Here is a 21,820-nt window from a genome sequence, read left to right as displayed (position 1 = left end):
ATAGCGCTGCTTTCAATCCACATAATCAGCGTTAAACTATTCATACCATTATTTAAGGGAGAAACGATGATGCGCGTACTGGTTGTCGAGGATAATGCTTTATTACGCCACCACCTCAAGGTTCAGTTACAGGATTTAGGGCATCAGGTGGATGATGCAGAAGATGCGAAGGAAGCGGACTATTATCTGAATGAACATCTGCCGGATATCGCGATCGTTGATTTAGGACTCCCCGATGAAGATGGTTTGTCGCTGATCCGCCGCTGGCGCAGTAATGAGGTTTCGCTGCCGATTCTGGTATTAACCGCGCGTGAAGGCTGGCAGGATAAAGTGGAAGTCCTCAGCGCTGGCGCTGACGATTACGTCACCAAACCGTTTCACATCGAAGAAGTGGCTGCGCGCATGCAGGCACTGATGCGCCGCAACAGCGGTCTGGCATCGCAAATTATCTCCCTTCCGCCTTTTCAGGTGGACCTCTCTCGACGCGAGTTATCCGTCAATGATGAAGTTATCAAGCTCACTGCGTTTGAATACACCATTATGGAAACGCTCATCCGTAATAATGGCAAAGTGGTCAGTAAAGATTCGCTCATGCTGCAGCTTTACCCGGATGCCGAGCTGCGCGAAAGTCACACCATTGATGTTCTAATGGGACGTCTGCGTAAGAAAATTCAGGCGCAATATCCGGACGACGTCATCACCACCGTGCGTGGTCAGGGATATCTTTTTGAACTGCGCTAATGAATAAACTATTGCGTCATTTTTTCCCGCTATCGCTACGGTTGCGCTTTTTACTGGCAACCGCAGGCGTTGTATTAGTGCTCTCGCTGGCCTACGGCATGGTTGCTCTGGTGGGCTACAGCGTCAGCTTTGATAAGACAACGTTTCGCCTGCTGCGGGGTGAAAGTAATCTGTTCTATACCCTGGCAAAGTGGGAAAACGGCAAGATAAACGTCGAGTTGCCTGAAAATCTCGATATGCAAAGCCCAACAATGTCGCTGATCTATAACGAAAGCGGTGAGTTGTTGTGGGCTCAGCGCAATGTTCCCTGGCTGACGAAAAGTATCCAACCGGACTGGCTAAAAACGAACGGTTTTCATGAAATTGAAGCCAATGTAGACGCCACCAGCACTTTACTGGGCGAAGATCACTCCGCTCAGCAGCAGTTAAAAGAAGTCAGAGAAGATGATGACGACGCCGAAATGACCCACTCGGTGGCGGTGAACGTCTACCCCGCCACTGCCAGAATGCCGCAACTGACCATTGTGGTTGTCGATACCATTCCTATAGAGCTGAAGCGCTCTTATATGGTCTGGAGTTGGTTTATTTATGTGCTGGTCGCCAATCTGTTGCTGGTCATTCCGCTGTTATGGGTGGCCGCCTGGTGGAGCCTGCGGCCGATTGAATCGCTGGCCCGCGAAGTCCGTGAGCTTGAGGAACATCATCGTGAGATGCTAAACCCCGCTACCACACGCGAATTGACCAGCCTGGTTCGTAATCTCAATCGACTTTTAAAAAGTGAACGTGAGCGCTACGATAAATATCGCACCACGTTAACCGATCTCACTCATAGCCTGAAAACGCCACTGGCGGTACTGCAAAGTACGTTGCGCTCAATGCGTAATGAAAAGATGAACGTCAGCGACGCAGAGCCTATCATGCTGGAACAAATCAGCCGTATTTCCCAACAGATAGGCTATTACCTGCATCGCGCCAGTATGCGTGGCAGCAGTGCCCTACTCAGCCGCGAGCTGCACCCGGTCGCGCCGTTGCTGGATAAGCTCACCTCGGCGCTGAATAAGGTATATCAGCGCAAAGGGGTCAACATTAATCTCGATATCTCACCTGAGATCAGCTTTGTGGGCGAACAGAATGATTTTGTCGAGGTATTGGGCAACGTCTTGGATAACGCCTGTAAATATTGTCTGGAGTTTGTCGAGATTTCGGCGCAACTGTCTGAGGATCAGCTGCATATTCTGGTCGAAGACGATGGTCCTGGTATTCCGCAAAGCAAACGGGAAGTGGTGTTTGACCGCGGACAGCGCGTAGATACGCTACGTCCAGGACAAGGCGTCGGTCTGGCGGTGGCGCGAGAAATCACCGAACAGTATGACGGGCAGATTATTGCTGGTGATAGCCTGCTGGGTGGTGCGCGCATGGAAGTTATTTTTGGCCGCCAGCAGCCGGGCCAGAAAGACGAGTAATCATCGCATGTAATAAATATGTACTGACTTCACGCTTGAGGTTAAGTATCCGTTATAATCGGTTGCAGATACCAGCCTGCGGGATGCTCACTATGGAATACCAACTCACACTTAATTGGCCCGATTTTCTTGAACGCTACTGGCAGAAACGCCCGGTGGTCTTAAAACGCGGGTTTAATAACTTTATTGATCCTCTTTCTCCTGACGAACTGGCTGGACTGGCAATGGAAAGCGAAGTCGACAGCCGACTCGTCAGCCATCAGGATGGTAAATGGCAGGTTAGCCATGGTCCCTTCGAAAGCTACGACCATCTTGGCGAGAACAACTGGTCTTTGCTGGTGCAGGCGGTCAACCACTGGCACGAACCTACCGCCGCGCTGATGCGCCCGTTCCGTGAATTACCGGACTGGCGTATCGACGATCTAATGATTTCTTTCTCTGTACCCGGCGGCGGCGTTGGCCCGCACCTGGATCAGTACGATGTATTTATCATTCAGGGAACCGGTCGTCGTCGCTGGCGCGTAGGCGAAAAGCTGCAGTTGAAGCAGCACTGCCCTCACCCGGATCTCCTTCAGGTCGACCCGTTCGAAGCCATCATTGATGAAGAGCTGGAACCCGGCGATATTCTGTACATTCCACCGGGATTCCCGCACGAAGGCTATGCGTTAGAAAACGCGATGAACTATTCGGTTGGTTTCCGCGCGCCAAACACTCGCGAGCTGATCAGCGGGTTCGCCGATTACGTTTTACAACGCGAACTGGGCAGCACCTATTACAGCGATCCGGACCTGCCACCGCGCGATCATCCGGCAGATGTTCTGCCGCAGGAGATGGATAAGCTGCGCGAAATGATGCTGGGCCTGATTAATCAGCCAGAACATTTCCAGCAGTGGTTTGGCGAATTTATCTCTCAGTCTCGTCATGAGCTGGATATTGCCCCGCCGGAGCCACCGTATCAGCCAGACGAAATTTATGATGCCCTGAAACAAGGTGATGTGTTAGTGCGTCTGGGCGGGTTGCGCGTATTGCGCATTGGCGATGACGTCTACGCTAACGGTGAGAAAATTGATTCGCCGCATCGTCCTGCGCTGGAAGCGCTGGCCAGTCATATTGTGCTGACGGCTGAGAACTTTGAGGATGCGCTGGAAGATCCTTCTTTCCTTGCCATGCTTGCCGCGCTGGTCAACAGCGGGTACTGGTTCTTCGAAGGGTAATGCGGACTGTGCCTGATACGACGCTATGCGTCTTATCAGGCCTACTGGAGTGAAATATTGTAGGCCGGATAAGCAAAGCGCCATCCGGCAACTACACATGCTTTATTTTTGTTTCGCGGCCAATTCAGCAATACGCACAATCACCTGCACCGCTTTTTCCATTCCTTCCAGGGTTACAAACTCATGCTTGCCATGATAGTTGTAGCCGCCGGTGAACAGATTCGGACACGGTAATCCCATAAATGACAGCTGTGCGCCGTCAGTGCCGCCACGGATCGGTTTCAGCACAGGCTCAATATCACAATCGCGCATCGCCTGCTGGGCGATATCCAGCACGTGCGGATGCTCAATCACTTTTTCGCGCATATTGTAGTAACTGTCTTCAATCACCAATTCGATATAACAGTCCGGGTGTAACCCTTTGCCGACCTTCTTGGCGATATCCATGATCTTACGTTTACGCGCTTCAAACTGCTTACGGTCAAAATCACGAATAATGTAGTGCATATCCGCCCGATCGACCGTCCCTTTCATGTTCGCCAGATGATAAAAGCCTTCGTAGCCTTCCGTCTTCTCCGGGCTTTCATCTGCCGGGACCTCAGCGTGAATACGCGCCGCCAGCGACAGCGCATTCACCATCACCCCTTTTGCGGTGCCGGGATGCACATTGTTGCCAACAATTTTGATATTGACCGACGCGGCGTTGAAGTTTTCAAATTCCAACTCACCTACACCACCACCGTCAACGGTATAGGCCCACTGCGCATCGAATGCCGCAACATCAAAATGCTTCGCCCCTTTACCCACTTCTTCGTCCGGCGTAAAGGCCACGCGGATATCACCGTGCGGAATATCTTTTTGGATAAGCACAGCCAGCGCGGTCATGATTTCCGCCACGCCTGCTTTATCATCCGCGCCCAGCAACGTTTTACCGTCTGTGGTGATCAGCGTCTGACCCAGAAGTTGATGCAGCACCGGGAACATCACCGGCGATAAAACTTCATCACCAATGCCTAACGCAATATCGCCACCGCGATAGTTTTCAACGATTTGCGGATTGACATTTTTACCGCTGAAATCCGGTGAGGTATCCACATGGGAAATAAAGCCGATCGCAGGAATATTACCAGCAACGTTCGCGGGTAACGTTGCCATCAGCGTACCTTTTTCGCTCAGTGAAATATTAACCAGCCCCATCTCTTCGAGCTGTTGTTTGAGCAGTTGTAATAATTTCCACTGTCCTTCGGTGCTGGGAACCTGCCGCACGCCCGATTTTGATTGGGTGTCCAGCGACACGTAGTGTAAAAAACGCTCAAGTAGTTTATCCATGCAGTCACCCTCACTTTTTGTGACAACATTATCAATAAGCAACAAAAGACAAATATTGCGTCAGGTCACTTTTATCCCCGCAAGTGAGAATATTTCGCCCTGACATCCCCTCTGACTATAGGGCTAAGTCAGTAATTCGCAACAAGGATTGGCGATTACAATGGTTTGCCGTAGAATAACGGCCCTCATTAAGAGTCATCAAGGTGGTTAACCACAAACCCCGCATCGGTCAGCCATCCGTTGCGTTTACATGGGACAGAGTAAAAAATTGAATAAACAACCGCGTTCGCTTTCTCCACTGGTGCAATTAGCGGGAATTCGCAAAAGTTTCGATGGCAAAGAGGTGATTTCCAGCCTGGATTTGACCATCAATAATGGCGAGTTTCTTACGCTACTTGGCCCCTCTGGCTGCGGTAAAACAACCGTTCTTCGCCTGATTGCCGGTCTGGAAACGGTTGATTCCGGTCATATTTTGTTGGACAACGAGGATATTACTCACGTTCCAGCGGAAAATCGCTACGTGAATACCGTCTTCCAAAGCTATGCGCTATTCCCCCACATGACTGTGTTTGAAAATGTGGCCTTTGGTTTGCGCATGCAAAAAACGCCCGCAGCCGACATTTCTCCCCGCGTTACCGAAGCCCTGCGCATGGTGCAACTGGAAGAGTTCGCCCAGAGAAAACCGCATCAACTTTCCGGCGGACAGCAGCAGCGCGTAGCGATTGCCCGAGCAGTGGTCAACAAACCCCGCTTACTCTTGTTAGATGAATCCCTCTCTGCTCTGGACTACAAACTGCGTAAGCAGATGCAGAATGAACTGAAAGCACTGCAGCGTAAGCTTGGTATCACTTTTGTCTTTGTCACACACGATCAGGAAGAAGCGCTAACCATGTCCGACCGCATCGTGGTGATGCGCGATGGTAAGATTGAGCAGGACGGTACGCCGCGCGAAATCTACGAAGAGCCAAAGAATCTGTTTGTCGCCGGGTTTATCGGTGAGATCAATATGTTTAACGCCACGGTGATTGAACGTCTGGATGAACAGCGTGTTCGTGCTAACGTTGAAGGCCGCGAGTGCAATATTTATGTCAACTTCGCGGTAGTTCCCGGACAAAAGCTGCACGTCCTGTTACGCCCTGAAGATTTGCGCGTTGATGAAATCAACGATGATAATCATATCGAAGGCCTGATCGGCTACGTGCGTGAACGCAACTACAAAGGCATGACGCTGGAGTCGGTTGTGGAACTGGAAAATGGCAAGATGGTGATGGTCAGCGAATTCTTCAACGAAGACGATCCTGACTTTGACCACTCGCTCGACCAGAAAATGGCAATTAACTGGGTAGAAAGCTGGGAGGTCGTACTGGCTGATGAAGAGCACAAGTAAATTCCAGAGTGTGGTGATCTTCACCATTGTCGGTTGGCTTGTGTTATTTGTCTTTCTGCCCAACCTGATGATCATCGGCACCAGCTTTTTGACCCGTGACGACGCCAATTTCGTCAAAATGGTCTTTACGCTGGAGAACTATGCGCGCCTGCTCGATCCGCTCTATTTTGAGGTACTGGTTCACTCCCTCAATATGGCGCTGATTGCCACGCTCGCCTGTCTGGTACTCGGCTACCCGTTTGCCTGGTTTTTGGTGAAACTGCCGGAAAAAGTACGCCCGCTGCTGCTGTTCCTGCTGATTGTTCCGTTCTGGACCAATTCCCTTATTCGCATCTACGGACTCAAAATTTTCCTCAGCACCAAAGGCTATCTCAACGAGTTTCTGTTATGGCTCGGCGTTATCGATACACCCATTCGCATTATGTTTACTCCCAGCGCGGTGATTATCGGGCTGGTATACATCCTGCTGCCGTTTATGGTGATGCCGCTCTATTCCAGCATTGAAAAGCTCGATAAACCGCTGCTGGAAGCCGCACGCGATTTAGGCGCCAGTAAGCTTCAGACCTTCACCCGCATCATTATTCCGTTAACGATGCCGGGGATTATCGCCGGATGTTTGCTGGTCATGCTGCCCGCAATGGGGCTGTTTTACGTTTCCGACTTAATGGGCGGCGCGAAAAACCTGCTGATTGGTAACGTAATTAAAGTTCAGTTCCTGAACATCCGCGACTGGCCGTTTGGTGCAGCCACCAGCATTACGCTGACCATCGTGATGGGTCTGATGCTGCTGATCTACTGGCGCGCCTCCCGCTTACTGAACAAGAAGGTGGAACTCGAATGATCGGTCGACTGCTTCGCGGCGGTTTTATGACCGCTATCTACGCGTATCTGTATATTCCAATCATCATTCTGATTGTGAACTCCTTTAACAGTTCGCGCTTTGGCATCAACTGGCAGGGTTTTACTACTAAATGGTACGGCCTGCTGATGAATAACGACAGCCTGTTGCAGGCGGCGCAGCACTCGCTGACGATGGCGGTGCTATCCGCCACCTTTGCCACCTTGATCGGCTCACTCACTGCGGTTGCGCTGTACCGTTACCGTTTTCGCGGTAAACCGTTCGTCAGTGGCATGCTGTTCGTGGTGATGATGTCGCCGGATATTGTGATGGCAATATCTCTGCTGGTGCTGTTTATGCTGATCGGCATTCAACTGGGCTTCTGGTCGCTGCTGTTCTCGCATATCACTTTTTGTCTGCCTTTTGTGGTGGTGACGGTTTACTCTCGCCTGAAAGGTTTTGATGTCCGCATGCTTGAGGCGGCTAAAGATTTGGGTGCCAGCGAAGTAACTATTCTGCGCAAGATAATACTGCCACTGGCTATGCCTGCGGTGGCTGCGGGTTGGTTGCTGAGTTTTACGCTGTCGATGGATGATGTTGTTGTTTCATCTTTCGTCACCGGACCGGGTTATGAAATTTTGCCATTAAAAATCTACTCAATGGTTAAAGTCGGCGTATCACCAGAGGTGAACGCGCTGGCGACCATTTTGTTGGTTCTGTCGCTGGTTATGGTGATTGCCAGCCAGCTTATTGCACGTGATAAAACCAAGGGCCGCTAAGGCCCTTAATTCAGGGGACGTTAAATGATGAAAAAATGGTCACGCCACCTGCTCGCGGCGGGTGCTCTGGCACTGGGCATGAGCGCCGCTCACGCGAATGACAACAACACGCTCTATTTCTATAACTGGACTGAATACGTCCCACCGGGTCTGCTGGAACAGTTCACCAAAGAAACCGGCATTAAGGTTATCTATTCGACCTACGAGTCGAATGAAACCATGTACGCCAAGCTCAAAACCTATAAAGACGGCGCATACGATTTGGTGGTCCCGTCCACCTATTACGTCGATAAAATGCGTAAAGAAGGCATGATCCAGAAGATCGACAAGTCGACGTTGACCAACTTCCACAACCTCGATCCGGAAATGCTCAACAAGCCGTTTGACCCAAACAATGACTACTCCATCCCGTATATCTGGGGTGCAACGGCCATTGGCGTCAACAGCGATGCTATCGATCCGAAAACCGTCACCAGTTGGGCCGATCTGTGGAAGCCGGAGTACAAAGGCAGTCTGCTGTTAACGGATGATGCGCGAGAAGTGTTCCAGATGGCGCTGCGCAAGCTGGGATATTCCGGCAATACCACCGATCCCAAAGAGATTGAAGCCGCCTATAACGAGTTGAAGAAGCTGATGCCTAACGTTGCGGCATTTAACTCTGACAACCCGGCCAATCCGTATATGGAAGGCGAAGTCAATCTGGGAATGGTGTGGAACGGCTCCGCGTATGTTGCGCGTCAGGCGGGCACACCGTTGGAAGTGGTATGGCCGAAAGAAGGTGGCATTTTCTGGATGGACAGCCTGTCTATTCCGGCTAACGCGAAAAACAAAGAAGGTGCGCTGAAGCTGATTAACTTCCTGCTGCGCCCGGACGTCGCGAAAGAAGTCGCAGAAACTATCGGTTACCCGACGCCGAACCTGGCAGCACGCAAGCTGTTAAGTCCTGAGGTCGCGAACGACAAAACGCTCTACCCTGACGCGGAAACCATCAACAAAGGGGAATGGCAAAACGATGTCGGTTCCGCCAGCGCTATCTACGAAGAGTATTATCAGAAGCTAAAAGCAGGACGCTAATACTCGTGCAACCCGGCAGGCGTCGCTGCGCCGGGTTGCTACCTGCCAATCCCTACTTTTTACGCCTTTCGGCTGATTCCCGCTCCCCAGTTTCTGGCTATGCTTACAGTATTCCAGGCCGGCTTCTGAGGCTTCCAATGACAACGTTCTGGCTGCTACTTGAGTTGGCTAATCTGATCGTATTTACGCTGGTGATTCTCCCACGTAAGCAACCGGTAAACGCTCGTCCTTTGCTGCCTGTCACCGCAACCCGCCTGCTACGGCTCACCTTTTTAATACCGATCCTGGTTTTTGGTTATAGCCTGTTTTTCAGTCATCAGATTGGTCCGGTGGAGTGGGGATGTCTGATTTTGGCGATCGTAGGTAACGCGCTGGTCATCAAAGGAAAATGGGATTTGGGGGAGAGCCACACATGGACAGGCTACTATTTACCTCGTGCAAAAAGGGTTACGCGCGGCATTTTTGCCTGGATTGCGCACCCCATGTATACCGGAATTATTCTGGTGATTATCTCGTGCAGCCTGGTTTACATTACCCGACTACCCATATGGCTGAGCGCACTGGGGCTGATCTGTTGTTTTTACATCGTTGGATTTTTGATTATGGCGGCCCTGCGTGAGGACCGCCAGCTTGTACAGGCTTAAACAGTATTATCCGGATAGCCGTTACAGCCCTTTCAATAACTTCTCAACGAACTCAGGCACTACCTGGCTTGCCGGACCGTAATACTTCTCTTCAAACTCACTGCCTACCTGACTCGGTTCGAGATTGAGTTCTACCGTATGTGCCCCATGCAGCCGCGCCTCATGCACAAAACCCGCTGCCGGATAAACATGTCCCGATGTGCCAATCGCAATGAACACATCTGCCATTGCCAGTGCCATATAAATTTCATCCATACCCAGCGGCATTTCACCAAACCACACTACGTGTGGTCGCAGCGGTGCCGGAAACTGGCAGCAATGACATTTATCTTCCGGTGTCACATCGCCCGTCCATTCCAGAATCTGCCCGCTTTGCGAACAGCGAACTTTGAGCAACTCGCCGTGCATATGGATAACGTTCTGGCTGCCCGCACGCTCATGCAGATTATCAATGTTCTGCGTCACCAGTAAAAAACGATCGCCCAGCTCGGCTTCGAGTTTTGCCAGTGCGATATGCGCCGCGTTGGGTTGGATTTCAGGCTGCTGCAACTGATGGCGACGGGCGTTATAAAACGACTGAACCAGTTCCGGGTTTCGACTAAATCCTTCTGGAGTCGCAACGTCCTCTACCCGATGTTCTTCCCAGAGACCATCCGCCGCGCGGAATGTTCGAATTCCTGACTCAGCGGAGATTCCCGCTCCAGTCAGTACCAGCACTCTTGGTTTTTCCATCAATTCAGGCACCACTCTGTCTCTGAAAAAGATTCGTTGACGCAGGCGATCGCGCAAATGGCGTTTATTTTTACGAAAGCGGCTTAACCGATGACCCCGACGCGACAGCATAACAACCTCTTTGTATTAATCGGTAAGATGTAGGAAAGCAGCCCCGCGCATCCCGCCGGCATCACCGTGCCGTGCCTGCTCAATACGCGGTACCCGGGCAACCGGCAGCAGATGACGTGGCAGTCGATCCGCCAGTTGCGTCGTAATAGCGGTAAAATTCGACAAGCCTCCGCCAATCACCACCAAATCAGGATCGACGATAGTCAGGATATTCCCAAGACACACTGCCAGCAAATCCAGATAGCGTTCAACGTGGGCACGCGCGTGTTCATCACCCTGCTCCCACAGCGCGATAATTTCGCGGGCATCCAGCGGTTGATGGTAGTAATGCTGATACAACCACGCAAATCCACCGCCGGAAAGATAGCTTTCGATGCATCCCAGTTGACCGCATCCGCAGCGGCGCAGCGGGAAATCAAAGCCCATCAGCGTCAGCGCATCGACCGGCAAACGAATATGACCAAACTCACCGGTGATATAGCTGCGTCCGGTGATGGATTTCCCGTTAAGCGCCAGGCCGCCGCCGACGCCCGTACCGAGGATCAACCCCATCACCAGCGGATATTGGGTGAACTCGTCATCCCAGGCTTCGGAGAGAGCAAAACAGTTCGCATCGTTATCCAGACGCACATCGCGGTCAAGGCGAGCGCTGAGATCGGCGCGGAGCGGTTTGCCACTGGCGGCAGGAACATTGGCCGCGTACAGCGTGCCGTCTTCGGTTTCCGGCATGCCCGGAATGCCGATGCCTACCGAACCTTTGATGCCGAACCGCTGATCCGCTTCCGTCACCAGATTGCAGACCGCATCAAGGAAAGCGTCGTAGCTGTCGCGAGGCGTAGGAACGCGAGTTTCCCATTGCAGACGACGTTGCTTATCAAACACGCCCAGCGCAATTTTGGTCCCGCCGATGTCAAATCCGTAATACATCACCGCTCCTTGATACACGCCATCCTTCAAGATGCCTCTGCGTTGGCTACGCCTTGATGCAGCATGAATGCTGTCGTGTATTATTGTTGTTATTGGCCGCTAAGTACTCTCGCAGGATCAATATTGCTGGCGCGACGCGCCGGATACCAACTTGCCAAAAGACTCAGCACGAGTGCTGTCACCAGCACGTAAATCACATCCAGCCAGTGTAATTCCGATGGCAGGAAGTCAATGAAATAGATATCGCCGGACAGGAACTGATGGCCGATAAGCGCCTCAATCCCGTTTATGATCGGCGTCAGTTGCAACGACACAACCACCCCTATGACGACGCCTATCAGGCTACCGAACAGACCCGCCAGCAGGCCGTACCAGACAAAAATGGCACGGATCAACCCATCTTTCGCCCCGAGGGTTCTTAATACCGCAATATCGCCGCTTTTGTCTTTTACCGCCATCACTAACGTGGAAACGATATTAAAACAGGCCACGCCAATCACCAGCACCATAGCCAGATACATAATGGCGCGGATCATCTGAATATCGCGGTACATATAGCCGTAGGTGCCGATCCAGCTCTTGATGTAAACATAGTTATTGGTGACTTCACCCGCGTCTCGCACCAACTTATTGGCGTTAAACACGTCGTTAACCTTCAGCGCGATCCCGGAAACGCTGGTTCCCATATCAAGATATTGCTGCGCATCTTCCATTGGGATCATGGCAAAGCTGTGATCGAGCTGACCACTCAGTTGCAGGATCCCCGTCACGTGCAAACGCACGCGTTTAGGCTGCTGTAGCTTATGATCCGCACTGGCGTTAGGGATCATAATCGACACCCAGTCGCCCTGCTTCACCTTCAGCGCATCGGCAATACCCTTACCAATGATGATTTGTTGTTCACCGGCTTTAAAATTATCCCAGGCGTGGTTTTGCACAAAGGATGGCAACGCGCTTAAACGCTGTTCCTGTTTCGGGTCAACGCCCTTCACCTGCACCGCGCGTAAGTTCGCCCCGCTCTCCACCAGTCCGGTAAAGTTGATATAAGGCGCCGCGGCGACAATACCCGGCACTTTTTGTACCTTGTCGAGCGCTTCCTGCCAGTTATTCCACGGCTGATTTACGGCTTCAATCTCTCCGTGTGGGACTACGGCCAGAATACGGTTGTTCAGCTCACGCTCAAATCCGTTCATGGCACTTAAACCGACGATCAACACCGCCACACCCAACGCGATGCCAACGGTAGATATCACCGAAATCAACGAAACCATACCGCCGCGCCGCCGACCACGGCTAAAGCGCAGACCAATCAATAACGATAAAGGCGAAGCCATTACTCAGCTCCCATCAGGCTCAGTTCAGCCGTCAGGCGACCATCGCGCATTTCAAGCTGGCGACTCATCCGCTTCGCCAGTTGCAGGTCGTGCGTCACCACCAGAAATGCCGTGCCCTGAGAGCGGTTCAGCTCGCCCAGAAGCTCGAAAATGCTGTCCGCGTTACGCGCATCCAGGTTACCCGTTGGCTCATCTGCCAGGACCAAGCGCGGGTTATTCACCAGCGCACGCGCGATGGCCACACGCTGACGTTCGCCGCCAGACAGTTCAGACGGGCGATGACTGGCACGATGATCCAGCCCTACCGCTTTCAGCATGTCCCGTGCGCGCTCGGTGATTTCAGCCGGTTTTTTCTTGCCGATCAGCAGCGGCATCGCTACGTTTTCCAGCGCGGTAAAATCCGGCAGCAAATGGTGGAACTGGTAAATAAAGCCCAGCTTCTGATTGCGCAGTTCCGCTTTCGCCGCCGACGAGAGCTTGCTCATTGGCTGACCGCTAAAAATGACGTCGCCGGAAGTCGGGGTATCCAACCCACCTAACAGATGCAGCAACGTACTCTTGCCGGAGCCGGAGCTGCCGACAATCGCCATCATCTCACCTTCGCCGACGCAAAAACTGACATCGTGCAGTACATCGGTCTGCACAGTGCCTTCCTGATAGCGTTTGCACAGGTTGTCGCATTGCAACAGGATCTTATTCATAACGTAAAGCCTCAGCGGGTTGAGTGGCGGCAGCGCGCCAGGAAGGATAAAGCGTAGACAGCAGCGCGATGGCCATCGCCACCAGCGCAATGACGATAACCTGCAGCGGCTCAATGGCGACCGGCAGCGCAGCGCCATCCAGCAGCACACCAATAATTGGCATCAGATTGTTCAGTTGGCTGGCGAGCAAGGCACCCAGTACAGCGCCCAGCAGCGCGCCAATCACCCCGGCACTGGCCCCCTGAACCATAAACACCATCATTATCTGCCGCGGCGTTAGCCCCTGCGTTTGTAAAATCGCCACTTCCCCTTGCTTCTCCATTACCATCAGACCCAGCGAGGTAATAATATTAAAAGCTGCCACCGCCACGATCAGGCTAAGCAGCAGCCCCATCATGTTCTTTTCCATGCGCACGGCCTGGAACAGTTCCCCTTTGCGCTCGCGCCAGTCCTGCCATTTGGTGCCTTGCGGCAGCGTTTGCTGGCTCAGCGTGTCAACTTTTAACGGTTCGTTCAGCCACAGACGCCAGCCAGTGATATTACCCACCGGATAGCGCATCAGACGCGAGGCATCCTGAATGTTGGTCAGCATCTGGTAGCCATCGACTTCGCTGTTGGCGGCGAAAGTGCCAATCACCGTAAACAAACGCTGGCTCGGCAAACGCCCCATCGGCGTAAACTGGCTGGCCGAGGGCACCATCACACGGATTTGATCGCCACGGTTCACGCCCAGTTGCCCGGCAAGTTGCTCGCCGAGGATGACATTATACTTACCCGGTTGCAGATCTGTTTGCTTCACATTGACCAGATACGGTGTTAACGGATCTTTTTGCGCCGGATCGATACCGAGCATCACGCCGACCGCCACGCTACGCGCACTTTGCAGCACCACATCTCCCGTAGTTATAGGCGCAACGCGGTTGACGCCGTTCAACACCACCGCTTTTTCCGGCAGTTGTTGCGGGTTGAGGGAACCCTGTTCAGACGAGAGTACGGCCTGAGGCATCAGGCCAAGAATATTGTTTTGCAGCTCGCGCTCGAAACCGTTCATCACCGACAACACCGTGACCAGCGCCATTACCCCGAGAGTAATGCCTATGGTGGAGAGCCAGGAAACGAAGCGACCGAAGCGATCTGCTGCACGCCCACGCATATAACGCAGGCCGATGAATAGAGCGACAGGTTGGTACATGAAATCCGTCTGGTTGCTGTTAGCAAAGTCACGAGTATATAAGCGAAAGCGGAATGGGTAAATGACTGAACCGTAAGTGTTCGACAGCACTATTCCTAAAAGTATAAATAAATCAATTCGCTAAAGTTGTCCCTCTTCCCTTCAGCCCGGGCCCCTGATCTTTATCTTAAAAAAACAAAATGCAGACAGTTACGCATTACAGCGCACAGCGGGTTGCGCAGGATGGCAGGCTATAGCCAACAATATGGATACGCCGTCTCGATGAAGAAAAAAGAACTATGGATTAATCAAATCAAAGGGTTATGTATTTGTCTGGTGGTAATTTACCACTCGGTAATCACGTTTTACCCGCACCTCACTACTTTTCAGCATCCGCTTTCAGAGCTGCTGAGCAAATGCTGGATTTACCTCAATTTGTACCTGGCGCCGTTTCGCATGCCGGTCTTTTTCTTTATTTCGGGGTATCTGATCCGTCGCTACATTGATAGCGTCCCGTGGACAACCTGCGTGGATAAGCGGATCTGGAGCATTGCCTGGGTGCTGGTGCTTTGGGGAGTGGTGCAATGGCTGGCGTTAGTCGCGCTCAATAACTGGCTGGCCCCACAGCGCGATCTGAGCCATGCTGCCAACGCCGCTTATGCCGATTCGATCGCGGGTTTTACCCACGGAATGCTGACCGCCAGCACCAGCTTGTGGTATCTGTACGCGCTGATTGTCTATTTTGTTCTGTGTAAGATTTTCAGCCGCTGGGCGGTGCCACTGTTGGCGTTATTTGTGGTGCTGAGCGTGGCGATCAATTTTGTCCCGACGCCGTGGTGGGGAATGAACAGCGTGATTCGCAATCTGCCCTGGTACAGCCTCGGTGCATGGTTTGGCACAACGCTAATGGTATGGATCAAGGAGGTGCCCCTGCACCGCCATGCGGTCATTGTTCTGGTTAGCGCAATTGCCGCCGTCGTCGCGTGGCTGGCAAATGTCTCACTATTACTTTCTCTGCTTTCCATTGTGCTGATCATGAAGCTGTTTTATCAATTTGAGTTGCGCTTTGGTATGCGTGAGTCCGGCCCGTTAAGCGTGATTGGATCCAATACCATCGCCATCTACACTACCCACCGTATTCTGGTTGAGCTGTTCAGCTTAACGCTAATCCCTAAAATCAATCATACCGCCTGGCCTGCATATGCGGAGCTGGCCCTGCTGCTGGTGTATCCGTTCGCCTGCCTGCTACTGTGCACCTTGTTTGGCCTGTTGGTACGTAAAATTTCACAAAAAACCGTGGCCGACCTGCTCTTTTCCCCGCCTTCTTTATCGACCGCCTCGCGCTAACCCCAACGCGCTTTTTGCCCCCATTCGGGGGCGAATCAATTTGCTTATGAGAAACGATCACGGATAATAAAGAACATTGCTTATCAGATGTATATCTAAACGAGATCCTGACAACCGAATGCCTGAACAACATCGTTACACGCTCCCAGCGAAAGCAGGCGATCAGCGCCAGTTGGGTGAGCTTACCGGCGCGGCCTGCGCAACGCTGGTTGCCGAAATCGCCGAACATCATGCCGGTCCAGTGGTCCTGATCGCGCCGGACATGCAAAATGCGCTGCGTTTGCATGATGAAATTCGTCAGTTTACTGACCAGATGGTGATGAACCTGGCCGACTGGGAAACGCTACCCTACGACAGCTTTTCTCCCCATCAGGAGATTATCTCCTCGCGGCTCTCCACGCTGTATCAGCTGCCTGCCATGCAGCGCGGCGTGCTGATCGTTCCGGTAAATACACTGATGCAGCGCGTTTGTCCGCACAGCTATCTGCACGGTCATGCGCTGGTCATGAAAAAGGGCCAACGACTTTCACGTGATGCTCTGCGTGAACAGCTGGACAGTGCGGGCTATCGCCATGTTGATCAGGTCATGGAACACGGCGAATATGCCACGCGCGGCGCGTTGTTGGATTTGTTCCCGATGGGCAGCGAGTTGCCTTATCGTCTGGATTTCTTTGATGACGAAATCGACAGCCTGCGTCTGTTTGATACCGACACCCAGCGCACGCTGGAAGAAGTCGATGCCATTAATTTGCTTCCCGCACACGAATTCCCGACTGACAAAACGGCCATCGAGCTGTTCCGTAGCCAGTGGCGAGATACCTTTGAGGTGAAACGCGACGCCGAACATATTTACCAGCAGGTCAGCAAAGGCACGTTACCTGCGGGTATTGAATACTGGCAACCGCTGTTTTTCAGCGAGCCGCTGCCGCCGCTGTTCAGCTACTTCCCCGCCAATACGTTATTGGTGAATACCGGTGATATCGAGACCAGCGCAGAACGCTTCCAGGCCGATACCCTGTCGCGCTTTGAAAATCGCGGTGTTGATCCGATGCGCCCGCTTCTGCCGCCGGAATCGCTGTGGCTGCGGGTTGATGAGCTGTTTTCTGAACTTAAACGCTGGCCGCGCGTTCAACTGAAAACCGAGAGTCTGGCGAACAAAGCAGCGAATACTAACCTCGGGTTCCAGAAGCTGCCGGATATCGCCGTTCAGGCACAGCAAAAAGCGCCGTTAGATGCGTTACGTAAATTCCTTGAAGGCTTCACCGGTCGGGTGATTTTCTCGGTGGAAAGTGAAGGCCGCCGTGAAGCACTTGGCGAACTGCTCGCCCGTATCAAAGTGGCGCCGAAGCGGATATTGCGACTCGATGAAGCCGTAGATAACGGTCGTTATCTGATGATTGGCGCAGCTGAGCACGGCTTCATCGATAGCAAACGCAATCTGGCGCTGATTTGTGAAAGCGATCTGCTTGGGGAACGCGTGGCGCGCCGCCGCCAGGATTCTCGTCGCACCATCAACCCGGATACGTTAATTCGTAACCTCGCAGAGCTGCATCCCGGTCAGCCGGTGGTGCATCTGGAGCATGGCGTGGGTCGTTATGCCGGTATGACCACGCTGGAAGCGGGCGGCATAACCGGTGAATATCTGATGCTCACCTATGCCAACGACGCCAAACTGTACGTGCCGGTGTCGTCACTGCATCTGATCAGCCGCTATGCAGGTGGCGCAGAAGAGAATGCGCCGCTGCATAAACTTGGCGGCGATGCCTGGTCACGTGCCCGACAGAAAGCCGCTGAGAAGGTGCGCGATGTTGCGGCAGAGCTGCTGGATATTTATGCCCAGCGCGCGGCGAAAGAAGGCTTTGCCTTTAAGCATGACCGTGAACAGTATCAGCTGTTTTGCGACAGCTTCCCGTTTGAAACCACGCCTGACCAGGCGCAGGCGATTAACGCGGTACTCAGCGATATGTGTCAACCGCTGGCCATGGACCGCCTGGTCTGCGGCGACGTCGGCTTTGGTAAAACCGAAGTCGCGATGCGCGCGGCCTTTCTCGCCGTAGAGAACCACAAGCAGGTTGCCGTGTTGGTGCCGACCACCCTGCTCGCACAGCAGCACTTCGACAACTTCCGCGACCGCTTTGCCAACTGGCCGGTACGCATTGAGATGTTGTCCCGTTTCCGTAGCGCCAAAGAGCAAGCGCAGATTCTGGAGCAAGTTGCCGAGGGAAAAATTGATATTCTCATCGGCACGCACAAACTGCTGCAAGCGGATGTGAAGTTAAAAGATCTGGGTCTGCTGATTGTCGATGAAGAGCACCGTTTCGGCGTTCGCCACAAAGAACGCATCAAGGCGATGCGCGCAGATGTCGATATTCTGACCCTGACGGCAACGCCAATTCCACGTACGCTCAATATGGCAATGAGCGGCATGCGCGATCTGTCGATTATCGCCACGCCGCCCGCTCGTCGTCTGGCGGTCAAAACCTTCGTGCGCGAATACGACAACCTGGTGGTACGCGAGGCGATCCTGCGTGAAGTTCTGCGCGGGGGACAAGTTTATTATCTGTTTAACGACGTCGAAAACATCCAGAAAACCGCTGACAGATTAGCTGAACTGGTGCCGGAAGCGCGTATTGGTATCGGTCACGGACAAATGCGCGAGCGCGAACTGGAACGCGTGATGAATGATTTCCACCATCAGCGTTTTAACGTGCTGGTGTGTACCACCATAATCGAAACCGGGATCGACATCCCCACCGCTAACACCATCATCATCGAACGAGCGGATCACTTCGGTTTAGCGCAATTACACCAGTTGCGCGGTCGTGTGGGACGTTCTCACCACCAGGCTTACGCCTGGCTGCTGACGCCGCATCCGAAAGCGATGACCACCGACGCGCAAAAACGTCTGGAAGCCATCGCCTCGCTGGAAGATTTGGGTGCAGGTTTTGCGCTGGCGACCCACGACCTCGAAATTCGCGGCGCCGGGGAATTACTGGGTGAAGATCAGAGTGGTTCCATGGAAAGCATCGGCTTCTCGCTGTATATGGAACTGCTGGAAAACGCGGTCGATGCGCTCAAAGAAGGGCGTGAACCGTCACTGGAAGATCTCACCAGCCAGCAAACCGAAGTTGAACTGCGCATGCCGTCTCTGCTGCCGGATGACTATATCCCGGATGTAAACACCCGACTGTCGTTCTACAAGCGCATTGCCAGTGCGAAAGGCAAAAACGAACTGGAAGAAATTAAGGTTGAGCTGATAGACCGTTTTGGCTTGCTGCCCGACCCGGCTCGTACGCTGCTGGATATCGCCCGTTTACGCCAGCAGGCGCAGAAACTGGGGATCAGAAAGCTCGAAGGCAATGAAAAAGGCGGTACCATTGAATTTGCCGAGAAAAACCACGTCAACCCGGTCTGGCTGATTGGTTTACTGCAAAAGCAGCCGCAGCACTTCCGTCTGGACGGTCCAACCCGGCTGAAATTTATGCAGGAGTTGAGCGAGCGTAAAACGCGGATCGACTGGGTCCGCCAGTTTATGCGTCAGCTTGAAGAAAACGCCGTAGCATAAGCATAGTGAACAGGCCGGGTGAGCACACCACTCACCCGGCCTGATGAATTTACAAACTCTTTGCACTTCCCTGCACTTCCCGACACAGCAAACAGCCATAATTCTCGTTTACTTTTACATAATAAAAACCACGTAAAAACAATGGATTTATGGTGATGTTAAACAATAAACGACTCTCTCGCTGGCTCGCGTTTTTTACGCTTGCAGCGACATTCGCGTTAGCACTTCCGGCTCAGGCAAACACCTGGCCGCTGCCGCCACCGGGAAGCCGTCTGGTGGGTCAGAATGCCGTTCACGTTGTTGAAGACAATGGCGGTTCTCTGGAAGCGATTGCGAAAAAGTACAATGTCGGCTTTCTCGCGCTGCTGCAGGCCAACCCTGGCGTTGACCCTTACGTACCACGTCCGGGCAGCGTTTTGACGATCCCGTTACAAACTCTGCTACCTGATGCCCCGCGCGAAGGTATTGTTATCAACCTCGCCGAACTGCGTCTTTATTATTACCAGCCGGGGACCAATTCGGTGACCGTGTATCCTATTGGTATTGGCCAGTTAGGTGGTGACACGCTGACGCCTACGATGGTAACCACCATCTCTGATAAACGCGCCAACCCCACCTGGACGCCGACGGCAAATATCCGCGCGCGATACAAAGCAAACGGGATTGACCTGCCTGCCGTTGTGCCTGCCGGTCCGGATAACCCGATGGGCCATCATGCGATTCGCTTAGCGGCATACGGCGGCGTGTACCTGTTGCACGGTACAAATGCTGATTTTGGCATCGGAATGCGCGTCAGCTCCGGCTGTATTCGTCTGCGCGACGGTGATATAGAAACCCTGTTCCGTCAGGTAACGCCCGGAACTAAGGTCAATATTATCAATACGCCGATCAAAGCATCCGTTGAGCCTAACGGCGTGCGCCTGGTGGAAGTACACCAACCGCTGTCCGAAAAAATCAATGACGACCCGCAACTGCTGCCGATCGTGCTGAACGCGTCCATGCAGACATTTAAAAATGCGGCGCAAACAGATACCGCCGTCATGGATCATGCGATGGAGATTCGCTCTGGCATGCCGGTCGATGTGACTCGTCATCATGATGTTGCTCAACAACCGCTGTAAACGTAGTGTATAAAAAAACCCCCGCTGGATTTTATTCCGCGGGGGTTTTTTATTTAACTCGCAGTGGCATTGCGATGGGTTAAATCTTATTTGTAGATAACAGCAGTTCCGTGAAGAGTGTTAGGACCGGTAACGGAAGTAATACGGAAAGACTTCGCACCCATCTCATCGGCTTTCTGCGCCAGTTGATCTTCCAGAGAACCTAAGTTAGTCCCCGCATTCGCAGAAATAGTACCGGCTTTCTCTTGGCCCGCAGGAGTGGATTGAACTTCAACAGCGGCAAAGCTTGCAAATGACAGTGAGCTAAGAACAGCAGCAACAAACAGTGTTTTTACGTTTTTCATAATAGTGACCTTTAGCAGATGAATGGGTGTCGAAAAGATTAACTTAACGATCGATAGGTAAATCATAGATGTGATCCAGGTCACACGTCAACATTTTTTTATAATGATCGTTATATAAAATATAAAGGTCTTATTTTTCATAATAATAGCTATAAATTATTTTTATCGTGAATCCGCTGGAGTGTGCAGTCGAATATTTTTATAATGGTTATTCAATAAACCCAACAAAGGTACATCGGCGCCATGACAACTGAAACGACAGGTTGTGCAAAAAAAAGCCGTGGCCGACCAAAAGTGTTCGACAGGGAAGCCGCGCTTGATAAGGCCATGACACTCTTCTGGCAGCACGGATATGAAGCGACCTCGCTCGCCGATCTTGTGGAAGCCACCGGCGCAAAAGCGCCCACGCTGTATGCGGAGTTCACCAATAAAGAAGGGTTGTTCCGTGCCGTACTGGACCGCTACATCACCCGCTTTGCGGCGAAACACGAAGCCCAGCTGTTTTGTGAAGAAAAAAGCCTTGAGTCCGCACTTGAAGACTATTTCACCGCTATAGCGACCTGCTTTACCAGCAAGGACACCCCGGCGGGATGTTTCATGATTAATACTTCTGCGACGCTGGCAGCCTCTTCCCGCGATATTGCGCACACGGTGAAATCCCGCCATGCAATGCAGGAACAGACGCTTACCCAGTTCCTTCACCAGCGCCAGCAACGAGGCGAAATTCCGGCCCATTGCGACGTGCAAAAACTGGCCGAATACCTGAACTGTATTTTACAAGGTATGTCGATCAGCGCCCGTGAAGGCGCAACGTTTGAAAAACTGATGCAGATCGCACACACAACTCTGCGGCTGTGGCCCGAACTCGTCAAAGCTTAACCCTTTCCTGCAATTCCCCCGCTGTACTCACACCACCGGGAGCTGATAGAGCCCCCGGTTAGATTCCCGTTCTATTGTCCCTACATTTCTCATTGTTTTCATCGTGTTACCCGATCATT

General features: G+C 52.5%; 19 protein-coding genes. 12 read left to right on the top strand and 7 right to left on the bottom strand.

Annotated features, from left to right (window positions below; all coding sequences use genetic code 11):
* The first annotated feature begins 69 nt into the window (after positions 1-69).
* From phoP to roxA, 3 genes are all read left to right on the top strand, one after another.
* The gene (gene phoP, locus OGX97_RS12305; RefSeq protein ID WP_003846709.1) at positions 70-741 is read left to right on the top strand and encodes a two-component system response regulator PhoP; all 672 of its coding nucleotides are present in this window, start codon (positions 70-72) and stop codon (positions 739-741) included.
* Positions 741-2,204 (top strand): two-component system sensor histidine kinase PhoQ, encoded by a 1,464-nt coding sequence (phoQ, locus tag OGX97_RS12300; RefSeq protein ID WP_008784442.1) that lies wholly within the window; start codon positions 741-743, stop codon positions 2,202-2,204. The genes phoP and phoQ overlap by 1 nt, the downstream gene beginning before the upstream one ends.
* 92 nt (positions 2,205-2,296) lie before the next feature.
* Positions 2,297-3,418 carry a [50S ribosomal protein L16]-arginine 3-hydroxylase gene (gene roxA, locus OGX97_RS12295; protein WP_218659361.1) on the top strand — a complete coding sequence of 374 codons (1,122 nt, stop codon included), beginning with the start codon at positions 2,297-2,299 and terminating at the stop codon, positions 3,416-3,418.
* A gap of 102 nt (positions 3,419-3,520) precedes the next feature.
* Here roxA and pepT read toward each other — a convergent pair whose 3' ends face one another.
* A complete protein-coding gene (gene pepT, locus OGX97_RS12290) occupies positions 3,521-4,747 on the bottom strand; it encodes a peptidase T (protein WP_218659362.1) in 1,227 nt (408 codons plus the stop codon).
* A 250-nt stretch (positions 4,748-4,997) separates the two neighbouring features.
* On the opposite strand from pepT, the gene potA reads away from it, so the two are divergent.
* The 5 genes from potA (at position 4,998) to OGX97_RS12265 (ending at position 9,469) form a co-directional block, all read left to right on the top strand.
* Positions 4,998-6,134 (top strand): spermidine/putrescine ABC transporter ATP-binding protein PotA, encoded by a 1,137-nt coding sequence (gene potA, locus OGX97_RS12285; protein ID WP_003832287.1) that lies wholly within the window; start codon positions 4,998-5,000, stop codon positions 6,132-6,134.
* Positions 6,118-6,975 (top strand): spermidine/putrescine ABC transporter permease PotB, encoded by an 858-nt coding sequence (gene potB / locus OGX97_RS12280; RefSeq protein ID WP_218659363.1) that lies wholly within the window; start codon positions 6,118-6,120, stop codon positions 6,973-6,975. The genes potA and potB overlap by 17 nt, the downstream gene beginning before the upstream one ends.
* Complete coding sequence (gene potC / locus OGX97_RS12275; protein ID WP_003030794.1) at positions 6,972-7,751, top strand: spermidine/putrescine ABC transporter permease PotC; 780 nt, start codon at positions 6,972-6,974, stop codon at positions 7,749-7,751. The genes potB and potC overlap by 4 nt, the downstream gene beginning before the upstream one ends.
* Positions 7,752-7,778: 27 nt before the next feature.
* Positions 7,779-8,825: a spermidine/putrescine ABC transporter substrate-binding protein PotD gene (gene potD / locus OGX97_RS12270; protein WP_003030797.1), complete on the top strand. Its 1,047-nt coding sequence runs from the start codon at positions 7,779-7,781 to the stop codon at positions 8,823-8,825.
* A 137-nt stretch (positions 8,826-8,962) separates the two neighbouring features.
* Positions 8,963-9,469, top strand: a complete 507-nt coding sequence (locus OGX97_RS12265; protein ID WP_235124158.1) for a methyltransferase family protein — start codon at positions 8,963-8,965, stop codon at positions 9,467-9,469.
* Between the two features lie 21 nt (positions 9,470-9,490).
* On the opposite strand, the gene cobB is transcribed toward OGX97_RS12265, so the two are convergent.
* The 5 genes from cobB to lolC form a co-directional block, all read right to left on the bottom strand.
* Positions 9,491-10,312 (bottom strand): Sir2 family NAD+-dependent deacetylase, encoded by an 822-nt coding sequence (gene cobB, locus OGX97_RS12260; protein WP_003832281.1) that lies wholly within the window; start codon positions 10,310-10,312, stop codon positions 9,491-9,493.
* Positions 10,313-10,327: 15 nt separating this feature from the next.
* Positions 10,328-11,239, bottom strand: a complete 912-nt coding sequence (gene nagK, locus OGX97_RS12255; RefSeq protein WP_279850542.1) for an N-acetylglucosamine kinase — start codon at positions 11,237-11,239, stop codon at positions 10,328-10,330.
* Between the two features lie 89 nt (positions 11,240-11,328).
* Positions 11,329-12,573 (bottom strand): lipoprotein-releasing ABC transporter permease subunit LolE, encoded by a 1,245-nt coding sequence (gene lolE / locus OGX97_RS12250; protein WP_003030804.1) that lies wholly within the window; start codon positions 12,571-12,573, stop codon positions 11,329-11,331.
* Positions 12,573-13,274, bottom strand: a complete 702-nt coding sequence (gene lolD / locus OGX97_RS12245) for a lipoprotein-releasing ABC transporter ATP-binding protein LolD (RefSeq protein ID WP_003832278.1) — start codon at positions 13,272-13,274, stop codon at positions 12,573-12,575. The genes lolE and lolD overlap by 1 nt, the downstream gene beginning before the upstream one ends.
* A complete protein-coding gene (lolC, locus tag OGX97_RS12240; protein ID WP_032934420.1) occupies positions 13,267-14,466 on the bottom strand; it encodes a lipoprotein-releasing ABC transporter permease subunit LolC in 1,200 nt (399 codons plus the stop codon). Before lolC ends, lolD begins: the two co-directional genes overlap by 8 nt.
* Before the next feature lie 261 nt (positions 14,467-14,727).
* Here lolC and OGX97_RS12235 point away from each other — a divergent pair, with 261 nt between their 5' ends.
* The 3 genes from OGX97_RS12235 to ldtC all read left to right on the top strand — a co-directional run bounded on the left by OGX97_RS12235 (position 14,728) and on the right by ldtC (position 20,478).
* Positions 14,728-15,792, top strand: a complete 1,065-nt coding sequence (locus OGX97_RS12235) for an acyltransferase family protein (protein ID WP_279850540.1) — start codon at positions 14,728-14,730, stop codon at positions 15,790-15,792.
* A 118-nt stretch (positions 15,793-15,910) separates the two neighbouring features.
* On the top strand, positions 15,911-19,357 hold the full coding sequence (mfd, locus tag OGX97_RS12230) for a transcription-repair coupling factor (protein WP_286592439.1): 3,447 nt from the start codon (positions 15,911-15,913) through the stop codon (positions 19,355-19,357).
* A 155-nt stretch (positions 19,358-19,512) separates the two neighbouring features.
* Entirely contained in the window at positions 19,513-20,478 is a 966-nt protein-coding gene (gene ldtC / locus OGX97_RS12225) for a L,D-transpeptidase LdtC (protein WP_032944376.1), read from the top strand.
* Between the two features lie 86 nt (positions 20,479-20,564).
* Here the strand turns inward: ldtC and bhsA are convergent, their stop codons facing one another.
* Positions 20,565-20,822 (bottom strand): multiple stress resistance protein BhsA, encoded by a 258-nt coding sequence (gene bhsA, locus OGX97_RS12220; protein ID WP_279850537.1) that lies wholly within the window; start codon positions 20,820-20,822, stop codon positions 20,565-20,567.
* Positions 20,823-21,065: 243 nt separating this feature from the next.
* Between bhsA and comR the strand changes: the two genes are divergently transcribed.
* The gene (gene comR / locus OGX97_RS12215) at positions 21,066-21,701 is read left to right on the top strand and encodes a TetR family copper-responsive transcriptional repressor ComR (protein ID WP_008784432.1); all 636 of its coding nucleotides are present in this window, start codon (positions 21,066-21,068) and stop codon (positions 21,699-21,701) included.
* Positions 21,702-21,820 lie beyond the last annotated feature (119 nt).

This window comes from Citrobacter sp. Cpo061 (assembly GCF_030332845.1).
GTDB lineage: Bacteria > Pseudomonadota > Gammaproteobacteria > Enterobacterales > Enterobacteriaceae > Citrobacter > Citrobacter portucalensis.
The sequence above is the reverse complement of the archived record's forward strand: the minus strand, read 5'-3'. Positions and strand labels throughout refer to the sequence as shown.

Bases quoted from the DNA above. Each gene is read 5' to 3' on its own strand.
- potA (WP_003832287.1), top strand. From the start codon at position 4,998: ATGGGACAGAGTAAAAAATTGAATAAACAACCGCGTTCGCTTTCTCCA.
- bhsA (WP_279850537.1), bottom strand. From the start codon at position 20,822: ATGAAAAACGTAAAAACACTGTTTGTTGCTGCTGTTCTTAGCTCACTG.
- cobB (WP_003832281.1), bottom strand. From the start codon at position 10,312: ATGCTGTCGCGTCGGGGTCATCGGTTAAGCCGCTTTCGTAAAAATAAA.
- ldtC (WP_032944376.1), top strand. From the start codon at position 19,513: ATGTTAAACAATAAACGACTCTCTCGCTGGCTCGCGTTTTTTACGCTT.
- potC (WP_003030794.1), top strand. From the start codon at position 6,972: ATGATCGGTCGACTGCTTCGCGGCGGTTTTATGACCGCTATCTACGCG.
- mfd (WP_286592439.1), top strand. From the start codon at position 15,911: ATGCCTGAACAACATCGTTACACGCTCCCAGCGAAAGCAGGCGATCAG.
- potD (WP_003030797.1), top strand. From the start codon at position 7,779: ATGAAAAAATGGTCACGCCACCTGCTCGCGGCGGGTGCTCTGGCACTG.
- phoQ (WP_008784442.1), top strand. From the start codon at position 741: ATGAATAAACTATTGCGTCATTTTTTCCCGCTATCGCTACGGTTGCGC.
- phoP (WP_003846709.1), top strand. From the start codon at position 70: ATGCGCGTACTGGTTGTCGAGGATAATGCTTTATTACGCCACCACCTC.
- roxA (WP_218659361.1), top strand. From the start codon at position 2,297: ATGGAATACCAACTCACACTTAATTGGCCCGATTTTCTTGAACGCTAC.
- lolC (WP_032934420.1), bottom strand. From the start codon at position 14,466: ATGTACCAACCTGTCGCTCTATTCATCGGCCTGCGTTATATGCGTGGG.
- nagK (WP_279850542.1), bottom strand. From the start codon at position 11,239: ATGTATTACGGATTTGACATCGGCGGGACCAAAATTGCGCTGGGCGTG.
- potB (WP_218659363.1), top strand. From the start codon at position 6,118: ATGAAGAGCACAAGTAAATTCCAGAGTGTGGTGATCTTCACCATTGTC.
- pepT (WP_218659362.1), bottom strand. From the start codon at position 4,747: ATGGATAAACTACTTGAGCGTTTTTTACACTACGTGTCGCTGGACACC.
- OGX97_RS12265 (WP_235124158.1), top strand. From the start codon at position 8,963: ATGACAACGTTCTGGCTGCTACTTGAGTTGGCTAATCTGATCGTATTT.
- OGX97_RS12235 (WP_279850540.1), top strand. From the start codon at position 14,728: ATGAAGAAAAAAGAACTATGGATTAATCAAATCAAAGGGTTATGTATT.
- lolE (WP_003030804.1), bottom strand. From the start codon at position 12,573: ATGGCTTCGCCTTTATCGTTATTGATTGGTCTGCGCTTTAGCCGTGGT.
- comR (WP_008784432.1), top strand. From the start codon at position 21,066: ATGACAACTGAAACGACAGGTTGTGCAAAAAAAAGCCGTGGCCGACCA.
- lolD (WP_003832278.1), bottom strand. From the start codon at position 13,274: ATGAATAAGATCCTGTTGCAATGCGACAACCTGTGCAAACGCTATCAG.